22 protein-coding genes are annotated in these 24,474 nt (G+C 25.6%); 15 read left to right on the top strand and 7 right to left on the bottom strand.

What is annotated here, in order from left to right:
- Positions 1-489 precede the first annotated feature (489 nt).
- Positions 490-1,314: a transcriptional regulator FilR1 domain-containing protein gene (locus KQY27_RS09010; protein WP_224426247.1), complete on the top strand. Its 825-nt coding sequence runs from the start codon at positions 490-492 to the stop codon at positions 1,312-1,314.
- Between the two features lie 32 nt (positions 1,315-1,346).
- On the top strand, positions 1,347-2,402 hold the full coding sequence (locus tag KQY27_RS09005) for a transcriptional regulator FilR1 domain-containing protein (RefSeq protein ID WP_224426246.1): 1,056 nt from the start codon (positions 1,347-1,349) through the stop codon (positions 2,400-2,402).
- Between the two features lie 149 nt (positions 2,403-2,551).
- On the opposite strand, the gene glyS is transcribed toward KQY27_RS09005, so the two are convergent.
- The 3 genes from glyS to KQY27_RS08990 all read right to left on the bottom strand — a co-directional run bounded on the left by glyS (position 2,552) and on the right by KQY27_RS08990 (position 6,029).
- On the bottom strand, positions 2,552-4,267 hold the full coding sequence (glyS, locus tag KQY27_RS09000; protein WP_224426245.1) for a glycine--tRNA ligase: 1,716 nt from the start codon (positions 4,265-4,267) through the stop codon (positions 2,552-2,554).
- Between the two features lie 56 nt (positions 4,268-4,323).
- On the bottom strand, positions 4,324-4,920 hold the full coding sequence (gene dcd / locus KQY27_RS08995) for a dCTP deaminase (RefSeq protein ID WP_224426244.1): 597 nt from the start codon (positions 4,918-4,920) through the stop codon (positions 4,324-4,326).
- Positions 4,921-5,327: 407 nt separating this feature from the next.
- Positions 5,328-6,029, bottom strand: coding sequence for a TrmJ/YjtD family RNA methyltransferase (locus KQY27_RS08990; protein ID WP_224426286.1), 702 nt, complete (start codon positions 6,027-6,029; stop codon positions 5,328-5,330).
- 70 nt (positions 6,030-6,099) lie between these two features.
- On the opposite strand from KQY27_RS08990, the gene KQY27_RS09365 reads away from it, so the two are divergent.
- On the top strand, positions 6,100-6,228 hold the full coding sequence (locus KQY27_RS09365; RefSeq protein WP_342765756.1) for a hypothetical protein: 129 nt from the start codon (positions 6,100-6,102) through the stop codon (positions 6,226-6,228).
- Positions 6,229-6,411: 183 nt separating this feature from the next.
- On the opposite strand, the gene tfrB is transcribed toward KQY27_RS09365, so the two are convergent.
- Positions 6,412-7,962, bottom strand: coding sequence for a fumarate reductase (CoM/CoB) subunit TfrB (tfrB, locus tag KQY27_RS08985; RefSeq protein WP_224426243.1), 1,551 nt, complete (start codon positions 7,960-7,962; stop codon positions 6,412-6,414).
- A gap of 579 nt (positions 7,963-8,541) precedes the next feature.
- Between tfrB and KQY27_RS08980 the strand changes: the two genes are divergently transcribed.
- The 3 genes from KQY27_RS08980 to KQY27_RS08970 all read left to right on the top strand — a co-directional run bounded on the left by KQY27_RS08980 (position 8,542) and on the right by KQY27_RS08970 (position 11,823).
- Entirely contained in the window at positions 8,542-10,650 is a 2,109-nt protein-coding gene (locus KQY27_RS08980; protein ID WP_224426242.1) for a thiamine pyrophosphate-dependent enzyme, read from the top strand.
- A gap of 153 nt (positions 10,651-10,803) precedes the next feature.
- Positions 10,804-11,409: an indolepyruvate oxidoreductase subunit beta gene (locus KQY27_RS08975; protein WP_224426241.1), complete on the top strand. Its 606-nt coding sequence runs from the start codon at positions 10,804-10,806 to the stop codon at positions 11,407-11,409.
- Between the two features lie 126 nt (positions 11,410-11,535).
- A complete protein-coding gene (locus KQY27_RS08970; protein WP_224426240.1) occupies positions 11,536-11,823 on the top strand; it encodes a hypothetical protein in 288 nt (95 codons plus the stop codon).
- Between the two features lie 154 nt (positions 11,824-11,977).
- Here the strand turns inward: KQY27_RS08970 and KQY27_RS08965 are convergent, their stop codons facing one another.
- Together KQY27_RS08965 and KQY27_RS08960 are read right to left on the bottom strand one after the other, a co-directional pair.
- Positions 11,978-12,409 carry an ACT domain-containing protein gene (locus tag KQY27_RS08965; RefSeq protein ID WP_224426239.1) on the bottom strand — a complete coding sequence of 144 codons (432 nt, stop codon included), beginning with the start codon at positions 12,407-12,409 and terminating at the stop codon, positions 11,978-11,980.
- Positions 12,410-12,438: 29 nt separating this feature from the next.
- Positions 12,439-13,740: a phenylacetate--CoA ligase gene (locus tag KQY27_RS08960; RefSeq protein ID WP_224426238.1), complete on the bottom strand. Its 1,302-nt coding sequence runs from the start codon at positions 13,738-13,740 to the stop codon at positions 12,439-12,441.
- Positions 13,741-14,273: 533 nt separating this feature from the next.
- Between KQY27_RS08960 and KQY27_RS08955 the strand changes: the two genes are divergently transcribed.
- The 6 genes from KQY27_RS08955 (at position 14,274) to pyrE (ending at position 19,550) form a co-directional block, all read left to right on the top strand.
- A complete protein-coding gene (locus tag KQY27_RS08955; RefSeq protein ID WP_224426237.1) occupies positions 14,274-15,887 on the top strand; it encodes a sodium:solute symporter family protein in 1,614 nt (537 codons plus the stop codon).
- A 54-nt stretch (positions 15,888-15,941) separates the two neighbouring features.
- Complete coding sequence (locus KQY27_RS09295; protein WP_255596659.1) at positions 15,942-16,073, top strand: symporter small accessory protein; 132 nt, start codon at positions 15,942-15,944, stop codon at positions 16,071-16,073.
- Between the two features lie 529 nt (positions 16,074-16,602).
- Positions 16,603-18,216: a sodium/solute symporter gene (locus KQY27_RS08950; protein WP_224426236.1), complete on the top strand. Its 1,614-nt coding sequence runs from the start codon at positions 16,603-16,605 to the stop codon at positions 18,214-18,216.
- Positions 18,217-18,280: 64 nt separating this feature from the next.
- Positions 18,281-18,403 carry a symporter small accessory protein gene (locus KQY27_RS09290; RefSeq protein WP_255596658.1) on the top strand — a complete coding sequence of 41 codons (123 nt, stop codon included), beginning with the start codon at positions 18,281-18,283 and terminating at the stop codon, positions 18,401-18,403.
- 314 nt (positions 18,404-18,717) lie between these two features.
- Entirely contained in the window at positions 18,718-18,963 is a 246-nt protein-coding gene (locus KQY27_RS08945; RefSeq protein ID WP_224426235.1) for a PRC-barrel domain-containing protein, read from the top strand.
- A 62-nt stretch (positions 18,964-19,025) separates the two neighbouring features.
- Complete coding sequence (pyrE, locus tag KQY27_RS08940; RefSeq protein WP_224426234.1) at positions 19,026-19,550, top strand: orotate phosphoribosyltransferase; 525 nt, start codon at positions 19,026-19,028, stop codon at positions 19,548-19,550.
- Between the two features lie 96 nt (positions 19,551-19,646).
- Here pyrE and KQY27_RS08935 read toward each other — a convergent pair whose 3' ends face one another.
- Positions 19,647-20,168 (bottom strand): MogA/MoaB family molybdenum cofactor biosynthesis protein, encoded by a 522-nt coding sequence (locus KQY27_RS08935; protein ID WP_224426233.1) that lies wholly within the window; start codon positions 20,166-20,168, stop codon positions 19,647-19,649.
- Between the two features lie 1,184 nt (positions 20,169-21,352).
- On the opposite strand from KQY27_RS08935, the gene KQY27_RS08930 reads away from it, so the two are divergent.
- The 3 genes from KQY27_RS08930 to KQY27_RS08920 all read left to right on the top strand — a co-directional run bounded on the left by KQY27_RS08930 (position 21,353) and on the right by KQY27_RS08920 (position 24,460).
- Positions 21,353-21,862, top strand: coding sequence for a ribonuclease VapC (locus KQY27_RS08930; RefSeq protein ID WP_224426232.1), 510 nt, complete (start codon positions 21,353-21,355; stop codon positions 21,860-21,862).
- 172 nt (positions 21,863-22,034) lie between these two features.
- Positions 22,035-23,408, top strand: coding sequence for a DUF2117 domain-containing protein (locus KQY27_RS08925; RefSeq protein WP_224426231.1), 1,374 nt, complete (start codon positions 22,035-22,037; stop codon positions 23,406-23,408).
- 74 nt (positions 23,409-23,482) lie between these two features.
- Positions 23,483-24,460, top strand: a complete 978-nt coding sequence (locus KQY27_RS08920; protein WP_224426230.1) for a methanogenesis marker 2 protein — start codon at positions 23,483-23,485, stop codon at positions 24,458-24,460.
- The last annotated feature ends 14 nt before the right edge of the window (positions 24,461-24,474 follow it).

The following is a 24,474-nucleotide window of genomic DNA, read 5'->3' as shown; positions in this document are numbered from 1 at the left end:
AGTTTTTATAATTTTTTATCAAATTTTATTGATCATTTGATACTTTAATTTTTTGATAAAATAATTATATTTAATACTTTTTCTCATATTTTTATAAAAAAATTTATATAGTAATGATATCAAAATTAGTATTATAATTTATTACAGTATTAAATATTTTTAATAAATTTATTAATAAATAATGAATATTAAGTATTAAATAAATTTCTCAGGATTTTTATTTTCTTTTATTTTTTAATAAAAGTAATACTTTATCAATTGGATTATAACATTTTATAATAAAATTGTAATAAGAATTGTAATAAAAACTATAATAAAAATTATAAAATATTATATTAATTTATATTAGTTTATATTAGATTATATCAGCTAATATTAACTTATATTGGATTATGAGGTTATAGTAAATTTATTAACATTGTATGTTTAATATTGTAATAATGGGGGTAATTTTGAGGAAACATATTATTTAAAGGATTAGGGATTGGTATGTTTAATGAAAAAATATGTTATTTGGATTTGTATGAAGAAGTAATGGAAGAAATTAAATTTTTAACTAACTCTGAGATAAGGATGAATGTTTTAAAGTATTTATCTAATTTATCGGCTAATATTAAAGATTTGAGTTTAGCTACTAATTTGAAATATAGTGCTGTTTCACATAGTATCCATCGTTTGATGGAATATGGATATTTATACGATGATGATGGAAAATTTGGGTTGAATAATATAGCTTTAATGAAATTTATGAATTTTATGAATTTTAGAGATTCGTTCTGTATTCTTAGGGATTATATGGATTTTTGGGATGATCATGATATTTCTTGTATTTCAGTAGAGGATTTATCAGATTTAAGTTCATTAAAAAGGTCTTATTTGGTTGAATCAATCCGAACAGATATATATCAACCTCAAAATATTTTTAAAGAAGTTTTAATGAATTCAAACACTGTTAGATCTATATTTCCTTTCATAAACTCCGACTATCCAATAATTTTCGAGAATTTATTGAAAAATAGTGTTAATATTGAATTATTATGTGAAAAATCTGTTACACAAAATTTTATCCAATCTATAGATACTGAAACTCTTAAAAAGGGATTAAAAAATGGAAATTTTAAGATTAAATCTTTAAAAAAGAATATTAATCTATTTTTAACTATAACTGATGATTTTATGTTTTTTGGATTATGTAAAGATAGTGGTAAATTTGATCAAAATCGTCTTCTTGTTTCAAATGAATCTAAAGCTATTGATTGGGCTAATAAAATCTTTGAAAAGTGTAATTATGGTGGAAATAAATTATATTTTTAATATTGTATTAATATGTGAATAGAGGGATTTATATGATGAATAATAAAAGTAAAAATTTCCATGATGTTAATATTAATAATTCTAATGGCAATAAAAAAGTTAATAATAATGATATTACTAATGTTACTGATGTTGATGATAGTAATAATAATATTGATAATATGGGAGATATTGATGTTATTATTCCTGATGATAGTGCTGATGTAGAAAAAATTAACAATTCTAACAATATTTCTCATAAAAGTGATGAAAAAAGAAATTCAGAAATTTTTAATGATATAAAGCGTATATTAACTTCAACACTAAGAACAAAATTATTAATTTCTTTATTTTCTTCAAAAAAAGATTTAAAATCCCTTCGAGCTGAATTAGATAAACCTTCTACTTCTATATTACATGGAGTTAAACAACTTAGAAAATTGAAATTAATTAAAAAAGAAGATGGAATATATGAATTATCCTCAAATGGAAAAATATTAGCTGCAAACATTTTAAAACTTGTAGAAAATACCTCTTCTATTAATAATAATGTTGAATTTTGGAATCAGCATACTATAGAAGATATTCCTCAAACTTTCTTGAAAAAAATATACAATATTCATAATGCAAGACATATTTCTTCTATTAATTCTTCAATTGGAGGAATTTTCTCTGAAAATTTAAATGAGTACTTGGAGTTTGTGTCAAAATCAAGAAAAATTAAGATTTTAACGCCTATATTTTTTGATATACAGTTGGATATAATAATAAATAATTTAATCAGCAATGTAGATTTGGAATTAATTACCACTGATGAAATTCTAGATTATATGAGAGTTAATGGTTATGGCTATAAATTAATATCATTAAAAAAACATGTGAATATTAAAATATGGAAATATCCTAAAGATTTTAAGATCTTTTTGACTTCTTGTGATAATTTTATATCTTTAGGGTTATTTTCTGGAGAATATTATGATGATTCTTCTCTTCTTCTTGATGAAGAAAAAGAAGGAATAAATTGGGGTTTAGGATTATTCGAATATTATAAGAAAGATTCTGTATTAATAAATCTTGAAGAATATTTTGATATTTTTGAGGGACATTAATAATTAAATAAAAAAAGAGGATTATAAAAATAAAAATTGAAAAAATAATAAAATAATAAAAACAAGATAAATGTAGTAAAATAATAAAAACAAGATAAAAATAATAGAAAAATAAGATAAAAAATTTAAAAAATAAAAAAATCTTTAAATTAATTGAAATAGGATTCAACAACTGATTTTAAGGAATCTATTTTAACTCTCTCTTGTTTTTCTGTATCTCTGTCTCTTATTGTGACAGTATTATCTTCAAGAGTATCATAATCTATGGTGATAGCTATTGGCACTCCAATTTCATCAGATCTTGCGTAACGCTTTCCGATAGTTCCAGAAGTATCATAATCAACCATAAAACCAGAATTTCTAAGAGTGGTTGTGATTTCATTAGCTATTTCGTTTAATTCATCTTTATTCATAAGTGGGAAAACTCCCACTTTAATAGGAGCTAATGAATTAGAAAGTTTAAAATAATCTTTATCTTCTTCATTTTCTGCTACATGAAATGAATGTAGAAGTACAGCATATAATATTCTGTCAATACCAAAGGATGGTTCAATTACATGAGGAATTAATTTTTCTCCTTTTATTTCTTCTTCAATATCTTCGAAATTTACATGTTCGCTGTTTATTTCAAATATTTCTCCATCAATTTCAGCACTATATTGGCCTGTTTGATCTATTGAGTTTTTTATAGATTTTATTTTTTCATCATCAGCATTATCTAAAAATTCTTTAACTTTTGGAGCATTTTGTTTAAATGAAGGGCCAAATTTAGTCATATTTGGTTTAGCTATTGTTTTAGAAACTATTTTTGCCTCATCAAATTGAACATACAAGTCTAATTCTTCATTACTGTGTTTGGAATGGGATTTTAAATCATAATCTCCTCTATCAGCTATTCCAATAATTTCAACCCATCCATAACGGTCTGTTTTAACTTCAACATCCCAACAATCAATTGCATAGTGAGCCATTTCATTAGGTAAATGTTGTCTAAATCTTAAAACTTCATCAGGAATTCCAAGCTCTTTTAAGAATTTTTTAGCTAAATAAATTTGATAAATTAATATTTCATTAGCTACAACTCCACTATCTAATGCTTCTTGTGCTGTTATAGTAATTGGATCTTTTTCTTCTATTTGTGTGGCTTGTGAATTTAGAACAAGTTTTTCATTAGCTATTGATTTGAATTTTGGATGAGTTTTATCATGTGGATTAACAAATATTTCAGCTTCTGCTTGTGTAAATTCTCTAAGACGAATAACTCCTTGACGAGGAGAAATTTCATTTCTATAAGCTTTTCCAAGCTGAACAGCACCAAAAGGTAATTTATTTTTGAAAAAACGGGAAAGTCTTTTAAAAAGTATAAAGATCCCTTGAGCAGTTTCTGGACGCATGTATCCTGGTTTATTTCCTTTAGCTCCAATGTTAGTTTTAAACATGAGATTATAATTCCAAATTTCACTTAATTTATCTCCACAATTTGGACATTCTACTTTATGTTTTTCTACAATCTCATCTAACTCTTCGTTTGTCATACCTTCTACTTCAAGATTAGTAACCTCTTCAATGATATGATCTGCTCTAAATACATCTTTACAACCTTTACATTGTATCATAGGGTCTGTGAAATTGTCTACATGTCCTGAAGCTTTTAAAACTTCTTCTGGAGTAACTGTAGGACTTTCTATTTCATAAAATCCTTCACCAGCTATATATTGCTTTCTCCAAAGTTGCATTATATTGTTTTTTAATATAGCTCCAAGTGGACCATAATCAGTAAATCCAGAAACTCCTGAATATATTTCAAATGATGGCCATAGGAAACCTCTTTTTGTACTAATATTTATCATTTTTTCATGATTCATTAATATAGCTCCAAATATGATGTATTTGATTAATATTTTTATCTAATTAATAAGTTTTAAAGATTATTTTTTTTTAACTCATAATCTTGTTTTATTCTACTACTTTCAGGACGAGTTTGACCCATATATTTACTATCTCTTTCAGGATGGCCATATGGTTTTTCTGCACTTGATGTCATAGTTTCAAAAACAATTTGACAAGCACGTTGACCAGGATATAATGCCACAGGCATTTTTCCAATATTTGATATTTCAAGAGTAATTTTACCTTCAAAACCAGGATCAATGTATCCTGCAGTTACATGCATAGTTATTCCAAGTCTTCCCATTGAAGAACGACCTTCTACTCTAGCTACTAGATCATCTGGAATTTTGACAGTTTCATAGGTTGTAGCTAATGCAAATTCATTAGGATGAATAATAAATGCTTCATCATTTTCTACATGCATTGACTCCATATAGGAATCTAAATCTTCAGAGTCTTTAGGATCAATAAATGGTTTTTTTATAATTCTAAATCCTTTAAATTCACTACCAATTCTTAAATCAACTGAAGATGGTTGAATTTGTTTTTCAGTGTTTTCTAAAGGAGTTATTGTTATTTTCCCTTCTTTTAAATATTTTTTTATATCTTTATCACTTAAAATAGCCATTGTCAATCTCCGAAGTCTTTTAGCTTTAAAATTTAATTTTTTCAGTAATTAAATAGGTTTTAATTGATGAAATTTTTATTATTTTTTATATTTATAATCTTATATTCTATATTTATTAATTTTTTATATCAATTTTTTATCTATATCAATTTTTTATTTATATTAATTTTTTATTTCTATTAGTTTTATTATTTTTATTATTTTAATATATCCTTATTTTAATAGATTATTATATAATCAGAATATATAGATAAAAAATTAATAGAAATAAAAAATACACATTAAAAATTAAAAATATTTAGTAAAACTAGAACTAAAAGATATAATTAAAAATACAATTATATACAATATAAATTAAAAAATATTTTTTGAAATTTATTTGAAATTATAATTATCAATATGATTTTTTATTCAAATTTCATCAATATTCTTCTTAGAATTCCTTTTAAAGTATGAGCTTCTCTACCAGTTATAAATGCTCTATTAATAATATTTTTAAAAGATTTAAGGCCTGTTTTTTCTTTATGTTCAGGTATATTGAGTTTTTTGATTAGTTTTTCCATATCTTTTAGAAGATGTTCTTTTTCAAGATTTGTTGCTTCTTCTAATCCTTCTACAGGAAATTCATTTCTATTTTTAAATATTTCGTAAAAAATAATAGCTGCTGCATGAGATATATTCATGATAGGATAGTTATGATCGGTAGGGATACTTACGATAATGTCACATAGGTCTATTTCTTCATTATAAAGTCCATTTCCTTCCCTTCCAAATAAAATAGCTATTTTTTGATTTAAATTTATTGATTCTCCTAATTCTTGTGGCTTTATAGGAATACGAGAAAGATTATAGCTACCTCCAGGAGTACCAGTAGAACCAATTATAAAATCAATATTCTGTTTTTTAAAAAATTCATCAAGATTAGGATATGTTCTTCTTGCAACTGCATCTTCAACAATAGGTCTAGCATGCATAGCTTGATAATATGCTTCTTTTTTTAGTTCACAGGGGTTTATTAAAACAAGGTTTTTGAGACCAAAATTAGCCATAGTTCTAGCTAAAAAACCAACATTTCCTGAAGATTCACATTCTACAAAGACAATAAATATATTTTTTTCTAGTCTATCATAATTCTTTGAAAAATGTAATCCGTCGGCAGTTGAAAGCTTTTTACCTCTTTTGGTTGATTTTTCTTTTGCTTTAGAAACTGCTTTGGTATCTTCTTTAATTTTTTCTTTTTCTTCATCTAAAATATTCGTATTATTCTTAACAAATACTTTTTCTTCTGAAGCTGTATCTCCTACTTAAAACACATCCTTGGATTTTTATTGTTTATATTAATCTTATTGTTTTTATGATTTTCATATTATTTTTTGTATTTTTTGCATTGTTTATTTATATTAGTTTTATATTTTAATCTTTTTCTTATTTTTATATTTTATTATTTCTATAGTTATTTCTATATTTTTAGTTTAAATCAATTTATAAAACTTATTCAATATCATAAGCCATTTTCAAAAGTTCTAATATATTAATCACTTTTATATTTTTTAATCCTTCTTTGTCTAAAGCATCTTGAATATTGTATTGACAAAATGGACATATACTGACTACTGCATCAACATCAAGCTTTTTAATCATATCTGCTTTTTTCTTACCTAAACCAAATGCAATTTCTGGCTTTCCAGCTCTGACCCCTCCACCAGCTCCACAACATTGATCTGGCTTTTCCATTTCTATAAATTCAAGGCCTTTTATTTTATTTAATATTTCACGAGGTTCTTCACTTATACCTTGACCTCTAATAAGGTGACAAGGATCATGATATGTAACTCTCATATTTAAATCTTTCATCTGATTAGTATCAAGTTTATCAGCTAAAAACTCACTAATATCTAATACATTTAGATTGACTCCATATTTGGGATAGTCTTTTTTCAATGTAGCTCCACAACCAGCACAAACTGTGATTATAGTGTCATATTCAGAAAGTGCATTGTTATTTTTTTCAATAAGATCATTTACAATATTAGTTTGTCCGGTTCTGAGCATTGGTGAACCACAACAGACTTGATTTTTTGGAATATCAACTTCAAAACCATTTTTTTCTAAAACATCTATAAGTGCAAATCCTACATTTTGGAGTCTATAATCTACCATACATCCTGTAAAAACAGCTATTTTAGATTTATCCTTAGATTCAGATTTATTTTTTTTCTTTTTATTCACGGCTTCTATAAAACTTTCTTGAAGAGGTTCTACAGACCTACCAGTAGCTGAAATCATTTTTTTAACTTCTTTGTGAGCTTCAAGAGGTCCTAAATTTTTATTATTAGCTAAAGCTCTCAATTTTTCAATAGCATCTCCAAAGCTGTTAATTTCTTTTGGACAGACTTGTCCACACTTTCCACAGCTAGTACAATAATAAAGTCCCTCATTTATACTTTCTTCAGTTCTATTTCCAGCATCTCTAGGGTCAAAATCAAATTTAGATAAATATCGCATGAAGTAAGGCCCTGCAAATTCATCAGTTTCTTTAATAACTGGACAAGCAGAAAGGCATGAGTAACATTCAATACAACTTCTAACTTTTTTAGTATCAACACACTCTTCGTTTTCAATAATGGAAGGACAATCACATCCTTTTATTTGGATATTATCAACCTCTACATTAATATCTTGACTTTTTTTATTAGAGTTAGCTTCTAAAAATAATTGCATTTTAGCTACTTTTTCTTCAATTTCAGATTTATCAACAATCAAATCTTTTATCACAGGAAAGTCTAGGGGTTCAATAACTGAATAATCTTCGATTTCAGCTTTACAAGCTAGAACCACTTCACCGTTCATTTTAAGTGCACAAGACCCACATTGTCCTGCTCTGCATGAACTTCTAAAACTTATATTAGCATTATATTTATCATTAATAGCCATCAAAGCATCTAAAACTTTCATTTTATAAGTTTTTTCAATTTCATATTTTTCAAAATAAGGTTTCTCATCTTTTTCTCTATCAAACCTTAATACTTTAATTTCTATCATTTTATACTCCAATATTTAGATTTAATATCTAAATTTATAATTTTTATAATATATTTAAATTTGTAATTTATATTTGATTAAAAATAATTTTTAATCTTAGCTGTATCTAGATAGTAATCAGATTAAATAATCTTAGATAATACATGTTAATCATTAGTAATAATTTGATATTATATAACATATATAACATATGTATATATGCGGATATCAGTATATAATTTAGATTTATTTGTTTATTTCTATTTAATATTATTCTTGATACTTGTTATTATTAAAGGATATTAAAAATTATTATATAATTATATAATTAATTGTAAAAATGATTTATATAATATGTAAAAATCATCAAAAAATATATTTAATAATTAAACCAAACATATTTATATATTATAAACTTTTATCTTAATTTAAAGAATATATGTTTGTTATATTACTTATAATTATTGATAGAGAAGAATAGAGATGTTTATATAATAATTATATTAATAATTATGTCTTAAAAATATAATACTATTGCTATTATTCAATAAATCGTTTTTAACTTAATTATTTTGTTTATATTATTTATGAGGAATGATAATGGATTTAAATCAATTAGTACAAGGTAAATTTGGGGATAAGGAGTTTTTATTAGGTAATGAAGCTGCTGTTAGAGGAGCTATTGAAGCAGGTATTTCAATCGCAGCAACTTATCCAGGAACTCCGTCTTCTGAGATTGGAAATATTTTATCAGTTCTTGCAAAGGATGCAGGGATTTTTTTTGAATTTTCTGCTAATGAAAAAGTAGCTATGGAAGTTGCAGCTGCTAGTGCAGCTAGTGGAGTAAAATCATTTACATTTATGAAACATGTGGGTCTAAACGTTGCTTCTGATTCATTTATGACAGCAGTTTATACTGGAACTCCTGGAGGTCTAGTTGTATTAAGTGCAGATGACCCTTCAATGTTTTCTTCACAAAATGAACAAGATAATCGTCATTACGCTAGATTAGCTAATTGTCCTGTATTAGAACCTTCAAACCCTCAAGAAGTCAAAGATATGATGGTTTATGGGTATGAACTTTCAAGAGAATTTTCTATTCCAGTTATTCTTCGTACAACTACTAGGGTTTCTCATATGAGAGGTATTGTAGAATTTGATAATGTTCCTAAAAAAGAAGAAAATACAAATTTATCAAAAAACTCTAAAGAAGTTCATTGGAAAAAAGGCTTCTTTAAAAAGAATCCAAAACAATTTGTTCCAGTTCCAGAAAATGCAATGGTAATGCATGGACAAGTTGTAGAAAAAATGGATGATATAGGAGTTATAAGTAATATTTCTGAGTTTAATAGGGTTTTTAGACCTATTGATCATATAATTGAAGAAAATATTAATGGAAATAAAAATATTAATAATAATATTAATATTAATAATAATAATTTTAATAGTAATAATGGTATTAATAAAACTTCTGATTCTAACTTTAATATTGATTTAAGTCTTGGTGAAATTAATAATAAGAGATTTGGTATCATAACTAGTGGTAGTGCATTTAATTATGCTTTTGATGTGGTTAACGAAGATAATTTACCTATTGATATTTTGAAATTAGGTTTTACTTATCCCCTTCCAAGAGATCTGATTTTAGATTTCCTCGAAGAATTAGATGGAGTTTTTGTAATTGAAGAAGTTGATCCAATAATGGAAACAGAAGTTTTAGCTGCTATTGGTGAAATTGGAATGGATATTCCGGTCTTTGGAAAAATTGATGGAACTTTTCCTCTTATTCATGAATTCAATTGTGATATTGTGAGAAATTCTATTAATAAAATAATTATGGGTGAATTTATTGATGATGGGGCTATTGATGAATTTAATAGGTCTAATGATGAATCTAATAATCCTTTAAATAGTGATGAAAAAATAGCTAATATGCAAGATAATTTACCGTCACGTTCTCCTACATTGTGTCCAGGTTGTTCTCATAGGGCTACATATTTTGGTGTTAGGCGTGCAGCTGAAGAATTAAATATAGCTAATGAAAATCTTATATTTTCTTCTGACATTGGATGTTATACTCTTGGTGTAAGTCCTCCTTATGAAACTACTGACTACCTTCTGTCAATGGGATCTAGTATTGGTGATGCTTGTGGATTTTCTGTTGGAACTGATCAATACATTGTTAGTTTTATTGGAGATTCAACATTTTTCCATGGAGGTATTCCTCCTCTTATCAATGGCGTTCATAACAAACATAGATTTGTGGTAACGGTTCTTGATAATAGAACAACTGCAATGACTGGAGGACAACCAAATCCTGGACTTCCAGTTGATGGAATGGGGGATATTGCTCCTGAAATTTCCATTGAAGCAATAGCTAAAGCTTCAGGTTGTGAATTTGTTGAAACAATTAATCCTATGAATCTAAAAAATACAGTTGATACTTATAAAAGAGCTCTTGAATATGATGGGGTGTCTGTTATAATAGCTAAATATCCATGTACTCTTATAAAAGGAATAAAACCAAAAAAACCAATGGCAGTGAAACATGATAAATGTAATGATTGTCATGAATGCATTGACACATTAGCATGTCCTGCAATTTCTTTAGTCGATGGAAAAGTTATTGTAGATGATTTTATGTGTAAAGGTTGTACTGTCTGTGTGCAAATGTGTGATAAAAAAGCTATTGGTGTAAAAAAAGATTAATATCATATTGATTAAAGTATATAATAATTAAAATAAAAAGATTAAGTAAAGAAATTAATTAAAATAAAGAACTTAAAGTATAGAAATTAATTAAAATAAAGATAATTATATTTAATAAAGAAAATTCTTATAATAATTTTAATAGGGATATTTATGTTTAATAAAGAAAATTCTTATAATATTTATATTTGTGGTGTTGGAGGCCAGGGAATCATTAAAACTTCTGTTATCATAGGTGAAGCAGCTATGCATGAAGGGCATGAAGTTGTAATGAGTGAAATTCATGGGATGTCTCAAAGAGGGGGAGTTGTATCTACAGAGTTAAAGATTGGTGATTATAAAAGTTCAATTATAGAAGAAGCTAATGCAGATATAATTCTTAGTTTTGAACCTATTGAAGCAATTAGAGCTTTAAATAAAGCAAATAAGAATACTAACATAGCTTTTAACACCTCTCCAATAGTTCCTTCAACATTAACTCAATTAAATCAGAGCTATCCTAATGTTAAAAATATTATAAATGTTTTAAATGATAATTATAATTCTGTTTATCCAATTGATGGGGAAAAATTAGCTCTTGATGCTGGAAATCTTTTATCTTTAAATATGGTTCTTCTTGGTGGAGCTATAGCTATGGATACATTTCCGCTTTCAAAAAAATCAATTATAAAATCTATGAAGAACAATTTAAATTCAAAATTCCATGAAATGAATTTAAATGCCATTGAAAATGGTTATAATTTGGTAAAAAATAGCTAATAATAAAAATGATTTGATTTCTGTAATTTAGTTCTAATTAGTAAAAATTAAAAAATATAAAAATAAATATGATAATATTCATAATTTAGTAAAACAGCAAAATAAAAATATTAATATGGTGATTTTGTGGCTTATGAAGTAAAAAATGCTATCATTCAAAGAGATGCTCTTGATGAAAGCTTTGAATTAATTGATCCAAAAGGTCTTTTTAAAAATGAGGAAGTCTTAGTAGCTATAGATAGTAATACTTTAATAACAATTCAACTCTTAATAAAATCAATTTTAATAAATGATTTCAAAAAATGGAATGAAATCACTGAATTAAAAGATAATGAGGATATTTCTAGTTTATTTGTAAAATTAGGATATACTAGAGAAGAAATTGCTAAACTATTAAAAAGTTTAGAAGAATAAATAAATGAAATTTTAAATTAATTTTATACTTATTTTTTCAATATTAGTTTTATTTTAAATATGGTAGTTTTAATAAAACTACTTATTTAAATGTATATATAGTATATATAACTCACTATCTTATATTAATAAATATAATTCATTAATATAATTATTAAATATCTTTAATATCTTCATCAGTTAATAGATTTGCATTATTCTTTTTTAGAACTTTTATTCCATCTTCTATATTTTCTAACCTCATTACAACAATAGCTTCATCTCTTTTTTTACTTACAAATGCATAAAGATATTCTACATTTATACCATTATCATCAAGATATCCAAGTACTGTATTGAGACCATTTGGTTCGTCTGGAACTTCTACAATAATTACTTCATTTTCTTTTACTACAAAATTGTTCTTTTCTAGAATTTTTTTTGCTTTTTCATTATCTGATATAATTAATCTTAGTATTCCAAATTTAGTTGTGTCAGCTATAGATAAAGCTCTAATATTAATACCTTCTTTAGATAATATATCAATAGCTTTTTTTAATTTACCTTCCTTATTTTCAATAAATACTGATATTTGTTTATTCTTCATAAAATTTCCCCATTTTACATTTTATCTTATTAATTAAAATCCCGTTCATCAATTACTCTAACTGCTTTTCCTTCGCTTCTTGGAAGAGATTCTGGTTCTACAAGAGTTACATTCACACGCAAACCAATTTCTTTTTGGACTACCTTAGCTATATTTTCTTCAATAGCTTCCATTTTTCTCATTTCATCTGAAAATAGATCTTTGGTGGTTTCTACTTTAATTTCAAGTTCATCAAGGGCCCCAGGTCTTGTAATTACAATTTGATAATTTGGGGTTAAGCCTTCTATTTTAAGTAAAGCTTTTTCAATTTGTGATGGGAATACTATAATGCCTCTTATTTTAAGCATATCATCACTTCTACCAGTGATTCTACTCATTCGTACTAATGTTCTTCCACATTTACATGTTTCTTTGTTAAGTGATGTTATATCTTTGGTACGGAATCTTATTACTGGCATTCCTTCTCTTGTCAAAGTTGTTAAAACTAATTCTCCATTTTCTCCTATAGGGAGCTGTTTTTTTGTTTTTGAATCAATTATTTCGGGATAAAAATGATCATCAGAAATATGAAGTCCCACTTTCTCAGAACATTCTTGAGCTACTCCTGGGCCAATAATTTCAGTTAACCCATAAATATTGAGAGCTATAATTCCAAGACGTTTTTCAAGTTCATCTCTCATTTCTTCAGTCCACATTTCAGCTCCAAAAATTCCTGATTTTAAACTAATTTCTTCAGGGGTTAAACCTTCTTTTTCGAGAACTTCAGCTAAATAGAGAGCATAAGATGGAGTACAAGTTAAGATTGTACTTTGAAAATCTTTCATAACTTCAATCTGACGTTTTGTATTTCCAGCAGAGATTGGGACTACAGTTGCTCCTACTTTGTGGCCTCCATAGTGAATTCCAAGTCCTCCTGTGAATAATCCATATCCATAACAGTTCTGAATTCTATCTCCTCTAGTTCCAAGAGCCATTGTAATTGCCCTTGCACTAACTTCTGCCCATATTTCAAGATCTTTTTTTGTATATCCTGAAACTGTTGGTTTTCCAGTTGTTCCAGATGTAGTATGTATTTCAATTATTTCTTCTTCAGGAACTGCAAACATTCCAAAAGGATAAGCATCACGAAGGTCTGTTTTAGTTGTAAATGGTAATTTTTCTATATCTTCCAAAGTTTTAATATCTTCTGGTTTAATTCCTACTTCATCAAATTTATTTTTATAAAATGGGACATTTTCATAAGCTTTTTTAACTGTCTCTTGTAGCCTTTTTAGCTGCAGTTTCTCTTTTTCTTTTAAATCCATGCATTCTGTTTTTTGATTCCATACCATATTATCCCTATATTATCTTTATATTATTCGTTTTTTGATTATTTTGACAAAAGTGATCTTTTTACTTATTTATTAAATGATTGTTTCATTATTTTATAAATTATATGTATACTACATTATATAATATATATAAATTATATAGGATGTTATATATTTTGTTTTACATTATTATATAGTGTTTTATATTATTATGGTGGTATTATTTGGTGGTTATATTATTCTTTATTATATTATTTTTATTTTTATTTCTTAGATTTTTTATTCTTATTTTTTAGTTTTTTATCTTTTTATATCTTCTTTGAATTTTTATTTTTATTAGATTATTTATTTATTTTTTATTTTTATTTATGTTATTATTAAATTTTTTAATATATCAAAGAACTTAATCAAAATTCATTTATAAAAACTTATATAATAATAATGAACAAAAAAAGTTTATAGTCTTTTTTAGATTAGATTTTAATATTTGAATCATTGGTTAAAATTTGATATATATTTATCTTAATGATTTTATTATTGTATGAGGTTTATTTATGGATTTAATGATTTTATCTATAGTTTTTATAATATATTTCTTAGTTTTAGGGTATGTTGGTTACCTAGCATGGAAACGTACTCAATCATCAGAAGAATTTATGGTTGCAGGGCGTAAAACACACCCTTATATCATGGCACTAAGTTATGGTGCGACGTTCATTAGTACTGCAGCAATTGTTGGTTTTGGGGGAGTTGCGGGACAATTTGGTATGAGTTTGTTATGGTTAGTATTTTTGAATATTTTTGTTGGTGTATTTATTGCATTTATTTTTATGGGAAAAAGAACTCGAAAAATTGGTCACAATTTAGGTGCTTTGACTTTTCCAGAGTTTTTATCTCGTCGATTTGACAGTAGATTCATCCAATATTTTAGTGGTGGAATAATATTCTTTGGTATGCCTATTTATGCATCTGTAGTTCTTATAGGTGCTGCAAGATTTATGGAAACTACTCTTTCTCTTAATTTCCATTTGTCTCTACTTATTTTATCTATTATTGTAGCAGCATATGTTATATTTGGAGGAATAAAAGGTGTAATGTATACAGAAGTAGTTCAAGGAACTATAATGTTTTTTGGAATGATATTTTTGCTTATATTTACTTATTGGTTACTTGGAGGAGTTACAGGATCTCAAACTGCACTTACAAATCTTGCTCCACATTTCCCAGCTAGTGCTCAAGCATTAGGGGGAACTGGGTGGACAACATTTCCAACTCTTGGAAGTCCATTTTGGTGGTCTCTTGTTTCCACAATGATTATTGGTGTGGGTATTGGAGTTTTAGCTCAACCACAATTGGCTGTTAGATATCTTACAGTAAAATCTAACAAAGAATTAAATAGAGCAGTTTTAATGGGAGGTCTTTTTATTGCTGCTATCCCTGGAACTGCTTATATCGTTGGAGCATTATCTAATGTATATTTCTTTGATAAATTAGGACAAATATCTGTTGATGTTGTTGGAGGGAATATTGATAAAATCATTCCTACTTTTATTAATATGGCTCTTCCAGAATGGTTTGTTTATGTGTTTTTATTAACATTATTAGCTGCAGCTATGTCTACATTAAGTTCTCAATATCATGCTCAGGGAACTTCATTAGGTAGAGATATATATGAAACATTAAAAAAGAAAAAAGATGTATCATCTGTTAAATTAACTCGTATTGGAATTTTAGTAGCTGTTGTTTTAGCATTTGTTCTTAGTTTGATATTGCCTGGAAGTGTAGTAGCTCAAGGGACTGCGTTGTTCTATGGAATTTGTGCAGCGGCATTTTTAAGTGTATATATTTGTGCTTTATATTGGAAAAGAGCTACAAGAGAAGGAGCTATTGCTGGAATTGTTTCAGGAATAATTGTAAGTTTGTTTTGGTTAATATTTGTATTTGGAAAAACTGCAAAAGGACTTGGTATTTGCCAATTTTTAACAGGCCAACCAATGCTTATTCCAACTATGCCTTGGCCAGCTATTGATGCTATAATAATAGCTGTTCCTGTATCTTTAATTTTCACTATCGTTGTAAGTTTACTTACAAAACCAATGTCTCAAGAGTATATTGACAAATGTTTCAAAAGTGATGTTTCAAAAAAGTCTGAGACTAGTGGAAAATAAAAATAAAAATAAAAAATGATGTAAAGTTTATTATTATGGTTTAAAGGTGTAAAAATGATTTTAGGAATACCTGATCCCTGGGTTTTAAGTGGTTATATACTTGTTATTCTATCTACACTGATATGTGTAGCATATGGAATAATAAACTGGAATAAAGGTGATGATGATAGTTATTCTGATGAATAGCTATTTTTTTATTATAATTCATCATAATATTCATTTATTTTTTATTTATTTCTTTTTTTAAATTTTGTTAGTCTTTTACTTTTCATATTTTTACTTTTTTTCTATTTCTGATTATTTATGATAAAAAATAATCTTAATTTCTTTGAAAAAAACATAAATTATGTACTATTATTAATAAAAAATATGTTACATCTAAATTTTTTGATAACTATTCTTTTTATTATATTTATTGATATATTTTAAGTATTGATTTCGAAATTTTCACTTAAAATTTGAACATTAGAATCTATTAACAAGATAATTTTCAAATATTAGCTAAAAAACTATTAATTTTCTTAAAAAATTGTTAAAACACTATTTGGATTATATGGAGCTTAATCTATAAAACTTTATATAATATTAAATTAACAAAAAAATTCATAGTTTTATAAATATAATTAATAATAATTAATAATAAAATTTTTTATTTTTTCTTATATCTTATTAACTTGATAAATTTAATCAATATTTAAGTATTTGAGGGGTATCAATGGATTATGTAGTTTTATTAATAGTTTTTCTAATTTATTTCTTTATTGTTGGGTATGTTGGATACTTGGCTTGGAAACGTACTAAATCTTCTGAAGATTTTATGCTTGCAGGACGAAAAACCCATCCTTATATTATGGCTCTAAGTTATGGGGCTACATTTATTAGTACGGCAGCTATTGTTGGATTTGGAGGAGCTGCTGGTCAATTTGGTATGAGTTTATTATGGCTAACATTCTTCAATGTCTTTTGTGGAATATTCATAGCATTTATTCTAATGGGTAAAAGAACTCGTAAAATGGGCCATAATTTAGATTCTTTAACATTTCCAGAATTTTTATCTAGAAGATTCAATAGTAAATTTATTCAATATTTTAGTGGAGGAATTATTTTCTTTGCTATGCCTATATATGCATCAGTAGTTCTAATTGGTGCTGCTAGGTTCATGGAAACATCTTTATCTTTAAATTTTCATTTGTCTTTACTTATTTTATCTATTATTGTAGCAGCATATGTTATATTTGGAGGAATAAAAGGTGTAATGTATACTGAAGCTGTTCAAGGATCAATAATGCTTTTTGGAATGATATTTTTACTTATATTTACTTATTGGTTACTTGGGGGAATCACAGAATCGCATACTGCTCTTACGAATTTAGCTCCACATTTCCCCGCTAGTGCTCAAGCTATTGGGGGAACTGGATGGACAACTTTTCCAACTCTTGGAAGTCCTTTCTGGTGGTCACTTGTTTCTACAACTATTATTGGTGTAGGTATTGGAGTTTTAGCTCAACCGCAATTAGCTGTTAGATTTATGACAGTAGAATCTGATAAAGAATTAAATAGGGCGGTTTTAGTAGGAGGAATATTTATAGCATTTTCTACTGGAACAGCATTTATAGTTGGGGCATTATCTAATGTTTATTTCTTTGATAAAATTGGACAGGTAGCTGTTGATGTTGTAGGAGGAAATATTGATAAAATAATTCCTACTTTTATTAATATGGCTCTTCCAGAGTGGTTTGTTTATGTGTTCTTATTAACATTATTGGCTGCAGCTATGTCTACATTAAGTTCTCAATATCATGCACAAGGAACTTCATTAGGTAGAGACATATATGAAACAGTTAAAAATAAAAAAAGTATCGGGTCTTTTACATTGACTCGTATTGGAATTTTAATAGCTGTTGTTTTAGCATTTGTTCTTAGTTTGATATTGCCTGGAAGTGTAGTAGCTCAAGGAACTGCAATGTTTTATGGGATTTGTGCAGCGGCATTTTTAAGTGTATATATTTGTGCTTTATATTGGAAAAGAGCTACAAGAGAAGGAGCTATTGCAGGAATCCTTTCTGGAACAATTGTATCTCTATTATGGTTAATATTTGTATTTGGAAACACTGCTAAAGGTTTAGGGATTTGCATGCTTTTAACAGGACAATCAACACTTATTAATATTATGCCTTTCCCATCTATTGATGCTATAATAATAGCTGTGCCAGTATCTTTTATTTTCACTGTTGTTGTGAGTTTACTTACTAAACCAATGAGTGAAGAACATATTAAAAAATGTTATGGTGATGTTGGATTAAAAAAATCTGAAATTAGTGGGAAATAATCAAATGATTCAATATTAATAACCAATTATTAAATAATTAATGAACTTATATAGAGGTTTTAAAATGATTTTAGGAATACCTGATCCCTGGGTTTTAAGTGGTTATATACTTGTTATATTATCTACATTATTATGTGTAATATATGGTGTCATAAATTGGAATAAAGGAGATGATGGTGATATTTAATAAGGCAATATCTTTATAATTAAATATAGAAAATTTATAATTTTACTAAATTATTAATAATTAGCCCTTAAAAATATTAAAACTATCAAAACCATTAAAAAATTAATCAATAGCTAGTTATAACTAATAATGTAAATATATGATTTTCATTGGGAATATTTGATGATTATTCAATATTCAATATTAGTCTTTAATATATAATAAATATTAAATATTGTAATGAACAAACCTATTTATTGATAATTCTTTATAAATTGATAAAATTAATATAGTTTATCAATAAAGGATACAAAAAGACATATAAAGGGATATAAATGAAAATTGTAGAGGATATTATTGGTAAGGAAGTAGTAAATACTGATGCTAAATTGATTGGCAAAGTAGCAGATATTGAATTTGATGAAGATACAAAAGAACTAATATCTTTAATTTTGAAGAAAGGTGGGATTTCAGAAACATTAAATATATCAAAAAGTGAAGATGTAATCCCTTATGATATGATTAGTAAGATTGGAGATAAAATTCTCTTGAAAGATTCATTTGATTTATTTGATTTTTGAGTAGATTATATTTTTCACTTTTTATCATTTTAATTATTCTATTTTATGAATATGGTGAATTAATGACTTCAAAAGATTATTTAATTGATATTTTAAAAGAAAATCAAGTTTTTAAAACTGGTAAGTTTACTCTTTCTTCTGGGAAAGAAAGTGATTATTATATAGATATGAAAAAAGCAATTACTGAACCAAATATTTTAAAGACAATTGCTGAACTCATTAATCAATCTATTGATGAGAATAATATTGATAAAATTGCAGGGCCTGCTTTAGGAGCGGTTCCAATTGCCACAGCCGTATCTCTTCAATCAAATATTCCTCTTTTAATGATTAGAAAAGAAAAAAAAGGATATGGGACTTCTAAATTAATTGAAGGAGAATTAAATAAAGGAGATAGTGTGGTTGTGGTTGAAGACGTTACAACTACTGGTGGTTCTTTAATTAAAGCTATAAAAGCTATTCAAGAAAATGGAGGAATCGTAAAAAAAGCTTTTGTAGTTGTTGATAGAGAAGAAGGGGCTGTGAATGAGTTTAAAAAAGAGAATATTATATTTGAACCATTAATTTCAGTTAATGAATTCTTTTAATCTTGATTTTTATATTATTTCTTCATATTTATTTCTTAATTTTTTTTATTTTTTTATTTTTTCTTTTTTATTTTTTTTTATTCTATTCTTCTATTTTTATTCTTTTAAATGTTTTTTCAAATGTGCTAATTCATCAATTACAATTGAAATTCCAAGTTTCACGGCATTTGGTGATCCTGGCATTGAAAATATCAGAGTTTTCTTATAAACTCCTGCAGTAGCTCTTGAAAGTATAGCTCCAGATCCAAGTTCTTCATATGTTTTTGATCTGAATATTTCTCCAAAACCCTTTAATTCTTTTTCAAATAAAGTTTCTATTGTTTCAATTGTTATGTCTCTACTACCTATTCCAGTTCCACCAGTTGTAAATATTATATCAATATCTTCAGATATCATATCTTCAATAGATTTTATTAACTGATCTTTTTCATCAGGAATGATTTTGTAACTATTTACTTCATATTTTTCTTTTAATTTATTTAATATATAATTTCCAGAGATATCTGTATTTTTTTCTTCTTTTTTATCCTTTGATTTTGAATCACTTAGAGTAATGACACCACATGAAACTTTGATTGGTGCTTTTTTCCTATGTTCTTCCATTGTTTCACTTTTCATAATTATTTCTCCCCAAGGATTTAATTTATTTATGATTATTTTGTAGTATAATATTAAATTTTATTTAATGTTTATATTTTATATCTCTATTTATATTATATTTCTATTCAAAATTTAAATTTAAATTTTTATTTTTATTTTCATTGAATTTCCAATTTAATTTTATCAATATTTTTTATTTACATTTATTATTTATACATGTCTAATATAGTTTTTTCATGTATACATCTTTACTTATCATTGACAATTCAACAATTACTAGTATGTTTTCATTAATAAAAATTTAATATCAATCAAATATCTATAATATAATTTTTATTATTGTTTCTCCAATAGTAAAATCTTTTTTACAGTATAGAAAAGTCTATTATGTTATATTTTTGAAACAATAATATTAAAATAGGTATTTATCAATTTTAAAAGGAAAAATAAATAGTGAGGAGGGTAGGGACTAAAATTGGATTGGAGGCGGATTCAATGCCAATTTTTGTTATGATAATAAGAGTTAAGATGAGACCCTACCCTTCAAGATATTACTATGTAGTTCCTTACATATAAATGTTATGTAAAGTATCAAAAATTGTTAATGGCTCTGTTTTATCTTAAATAAAGATTATTTAGAACTATTTTTACTTTTAAATTATTTTAAAATCTTTTGCAATTGTTTTATTAAGAGGATTTTTTTAATATTATAAAATGGTTAATATATATAGATTATTATAAGATTATAGAATTTTTTTTACATATTAATTCTATAATTTTATAATAATTTATTATATTATTTTGTAATAATACAATTATTTATGAAAAACTTATAATAATAAATATTAATACTTTATTAATGTATATTTTTAATATAAATTAATATAAACTTTAATTATTTAGTTATATTGTATTTTCATTATTTTCATTATATTTATCATGGACATAATTTGAAAAATTATATTTTATAATATATAATATTATAATTAATAATATATTTGAATATAATTAATATAATATTAATATTAATTAATATAATATTAAAAAATATATAAATATTAATATTTGAGAATATACTTAATATAAATATAAATATTTATTATAAATTTTAAAATATAATAGTTCTAATCATAAAAATGTAAATTTTTTTATTTTTTGATTAACTTTATTAATTTTTAATACATAATTCTATTATGGAAAAAATGAAAAGTGAAGTATATTATGTATTAGATGCTTCTGCATTTATAGGAGGCTTTGAACTTCAAAATTCTTTAAATTTCACAATATCTGAAATAAGTGAGGAAGTAAAAGATTTAAAGTCAAAAATGATTTTTGATCAAGCAATTGAAGATAATATTTTGAAAATCAGGAATCCAAGCAAATCGGGGATGGAAAAATTAGATAAAATAATTTCAAATTCAGGAGATAATTTAAGACTTTCTATTCCAGATAAAAGATTATTAGCTTTAGCAATTGATTTTTCAAATAAAAATAAAAATGTAAAAGTTGTCACTGATGATTATTCAATTCAGAATGTTCTTAAAATATTAAATATTCCTTATAGAAGTGTTTTAACTGAAGGTATTAAAGGAATTTATAACTGGAAGAAAATTTGCCAAGGTTGTAGGAGAGAATATCCTGATAACTATGAAGAAGAAATTTGTGAGATTTGTGGATCTAATATATTTAAAAAAAGAATAAAATTAAATTAATTAAATATTTTTATTAATAATTTTTATTAGTAATTTTCTAAAAAATGATGAAAAATAATCTAATTATTTCTATTAATAGGTAATTTTAGATTAAACTAATTTATTGTTCTTGTTATTCTATTATCTATTATTTCTCATATTCTTATTAATATTGAATCATATAGGTTATAAAATGAAAATTGGAATTGTTGTACATGGCCCTAATATTGTTGATTCAGGTTATGCTTTAAAAATTATCAATTTTTTAAAAAACTTTGGAGAAGTCCATTGTATATTAGGTGGAACAATGGGGCGAACTGCTGTTATTGATACATCTTTAGAAGATTTAATTGATATTTCAACTAAACGACTTCCAAGTCAATCAGTTAAATTATTTTTAGAGAAAAATGTAGATGTAATCTTTCTTCTTAACTATGGAAAATCTTCGTTAACTGGTCAAACTTTCGGATTTAAAGTTTTTAAAAATTCATTCTTTAATAATTCAATTAATAATAAAATAAATAGGAAATCAGTTGAATTTATTCAAATTGAAAGACCTGGAGAATTTGATGGGAATATAATTCATTGGATTGGGAAAGATAATGATTTAATATTAAAATTATCTGAATTATTGGATTTAAATATATTAAACCCTGAAATAATTGTTAATAAATATTTTAAAGATGAATTAAAGATTTTTAATAGAATTATTTCTGATAATACCGAGGATAATATCAATGTTAACAATGAAATAAAAGATGGGCTAACTAATGGAATAGCAGATGGAATGTCTGATGGAATAACTGATAGTAATAATGATAATACTGGAAAAAACATTGAAAAAGTAAGGAATATATATGGAGCTAGTCCTAATGAAAATATATTTGTTAATGGTATTGTTATTGGTAAATCAAAATCTGAAAATGTCTCTTTAGTTTCTAAAAATGATAGAATTGTTGAAATTATTGGAGGAGATATAAAAATTCATGGTGTTGAAAAATTAGGTACTGTTGATATTGAAAAAGCTATTGTTAAAACTGGTCTCTTAAGAAAGAGTAATCCTAATCCTAGAATATTATCTAAAACCGATAATATTAATATTAAAGCTATTAATAAAATTGAAAAGGATTATATAAATGTTGCTTTTATTGATCATGCTGCTGAAGATATTTATAATCTAGATAACATAGATTTAGCTGTTACTATTGGGGATGATACCACTCTTGTTGCTTCTGATATTCTTTTTAGATTTAATATTCCTATCATTGGTATTACTGATGGTGATTTAGATAAAGTTGTTGAAAATGGATATGTGGCTGATAAATCTGTTATTATTGAAGTTAAATCAGGTTTTGATGATATTGTAGGTAAATCAATCTTTAAAAATCTTTTCAATTCAAAATATTATCTTAAGTTACCAATTATAATTTACAAAAATAAGGATAATAATGAAAATAAGGAAAATTTTAGAAATAATAGAGATATTAAATTTAAAATATTTGAAGATTTTAAAAAAGAAGTATTCAAAATAGTAAATAATATAACAACTGAATACAAAATAAAATAGTAACTATTGTTAGTCAGAATATAATCAATATAATCTTATTTAAAATATAATCAAGAATAATGTGAGGTATAGTTTTGGAATTAGCTGATCTTGTTAAATCTCTTCAAAATTTTGAAGGAGTTTCTAGAAAAGAATCTATAGAAAATATAACTAATAAATTAGAGGAAGTTTATAATATATCTGGAAAAACTCTTCTTGATTTTGGTGATGATGCATCGACTATTGATATTGGTGATGGAAACATAATATTGTTTGCTGCTGATGGAATCTGGGGAAAATTAATGGATGCTGATCCTTATTGGGCAGGTTACTGTTCAATTCTTGTTAATGTCAATGATATTGCTGCTATGGGGGCTAAACCCATTGCTATGGTGAATATTCTATCGATTAATAATCAAAAGATAGCTAATGATCTCCTTGATGGAATAAAAGATGGTTGTAAAAAATTCAATGTTCCAATGGTTGGAGGTCATCTACATCCAGATGCTGATTGTAATACTCTAGATGTTGCAATTGTAGGAATAGCTAAGAAAGATAAGATCATAACTAGTTTTGGAGCAAATGTAGGAGATAAAGTTATTGTGGCTATTGATTTAGATGGTAGACAACATCCTAAATTTGCACTTAATTGGGATACAACCTATTTTAAGGACGAAAAAATTGTACAGGATCAAATAATAATTATGAAAGAAATTGCAGAAAAAGAATTAGTTACTGGGGGAAAAGACATTAGTAACCCTGGAACTTTAGGAACACTTGAAATGTTGTTAGAATCTTCTAATGTTGGAGCAACAGTGGATTTAAATAAAATCCCAAGAAATGATAGTGTATCTTGGGAAGAATGGCTTAAATCTTATCCTGGAGCAGGTTTTGTTTTAACTGCTAAAGAAGAAAATTTAGAAGAATTAATAAGTTTACTTAAAAGTGTTTCAATAACTGCTTCAATAGTTGGGGAAGTAATTGAAGATAAAAAACTTTATTTAATTGATAATGATCAAAAAATGGTTTTATTTGATCAAAAACTGAATCCAGTTCTTAAGATCAAAAATTAATGAGTTTAAATTAA

It is taken from the genome of Methanobrevibacter sp. TMH8 (assembly GCF_020148105.1).
Taxonomy (GTDB): Archaea; Methanobacteriota; Methanobacteria; order Methanobacteriales; family Methanobacteriaceae; genus Methanobinarius.
Note: the sequence above shows the minus strand (reverse complement) of the source record. Positions and strands in the feature narration are given on the sequence as shown.

What these genes read in the sequence shown, in the direction of transcription:
- KQY27_RS08935 (WP_224426233.1), bottom strand. Translation starts at nt 20,168, where the DNA reads ATGAAAAGTGAAACAATGGAAGAACATAGGAAAAAAGCACCAATCAAA.
- KQY27_RS09290 (WP_255596658.1), top strand. Translation starts at nt 18,281, where the DNA reads ATGATTTTAGGAATACCTGATCCCTGGGTTTTAAGTGGTTATATACTT.
- KQY27_RS08950 (WP_224426236.1), top strand. Translation starts at nt 16,603, where the DNA reads ATGGATTATGTAGTTTTATTAATAGTTTTTCTAATTTATTTCTTTATT.
- KQY27_RS08945 (WP_224426235.1), top strand. Translation starts at nt 18,718, where the DNA reads ATGAAAATTGTAGAGGATATTATTGGTAAGGAAGTAGTAAATACTGAT.
- glyS (WP_224426245.1), bottom strand. Translation starts at nt 4,267, where the DNA reads ATGAATCATGAAAAAATGATAAATATTAGTACAAAAAGAGGTTTCCTA.
- tfrB (WP_224426243.1), bottom strand. Translation starts at nt 7,962, where the DNA reads ATGATAGAAATTAAAGTATTAAGGTTTGATAGAGAAAAAGATGAGAAA.
- KQY27_RS08955 (WP_224426237.1), top strand. Translation starts at nt 14,274, where the DNA reads ATGGATTTAATGATTTTATCTATAGTTTTTATAATATATTTCTTAGTT.
- KQY27_RS08960 (WP_224426238.1), bottom strand. Translation starts at nt 13,740, where the DNA reads ATGGTATGGAATCAAAAAACAGAATGCATGGATTTAAAAGAAAAAGAG.
- KQY27_RS08965 (WP_224426239.1), bottom strand. Translation starts at nt 12,409, where the DNA reads ATGAAGAATAAACAAATATCAGTATTTATTGAAAATAAGGAAGGTAAA.
- KQY27_RS08980 (WP_224426242.1), top strand. Translation starts at nt 8,542, where the DNA reads ATGGATTTAAATCAATTAGTACAAGGTAAATTTGGGGATAAGGAGTTT.
- KQY27_RS08930 (WP_224426232.1), top strand. Translation starts at nt 21,353, where the DNA reads ATGAAAAGTGAAGTATATTATGTATTAGATGCTTCTGCATTTATAGGA.
- KQY27_RS09010 (WP_224426247.1), top strand. Translation starts at nt 490, where the DNA reads ATGTTTAATGAAAAAATATGTTATTTGGATTTGTATGAAGAAGTAATG.
- KQY27_RS09295 (WP_255596659.1), top strand. Translation starts at nt 15,942, where the DNA reads ATGATTTTAGGAATACCTGATCCCTGGGTTTTAAGTGGTTATATACTT.
- KQY27_RS09005 (WP_224426246.1), top strand. Translation starts at nt 1,347, where the DNA reads ATGATGAATAATAAAAGTAAAAATTTCCATGATGTTAATATTAATAAT.
- KQY27_RS08925 (WP_224426231.1), top strand. Translation starts at nt 22,035, where the DNA reads ATGAAAATTGGAATTGTTGTACATGGCCCTAATATTGTTGATTCAGGT.
- KQY27_RS08975 (WP_224426241.1), top strand. Translation starts at nt 10,804, where the DNA reads ATGTTTAATAAAGAAAATTCTTATAATATTTATATTTGTGGTGTTGGA.
- dcd (WP_224426244.1), bottom strand. Translation starts at nt 4,920, where the DNA reads ATGGCTATTTTAAGTGATAAAGATATAAAAAAATATTTAAAAGAAGGG.
- pyrE (WP_224426234.1), top strand. Translation starts at nt 19,026, where the DNA reads ATGACTTCAAAAGATTATTTAATTGATATTTTAAAAGAAAATCAAGTT.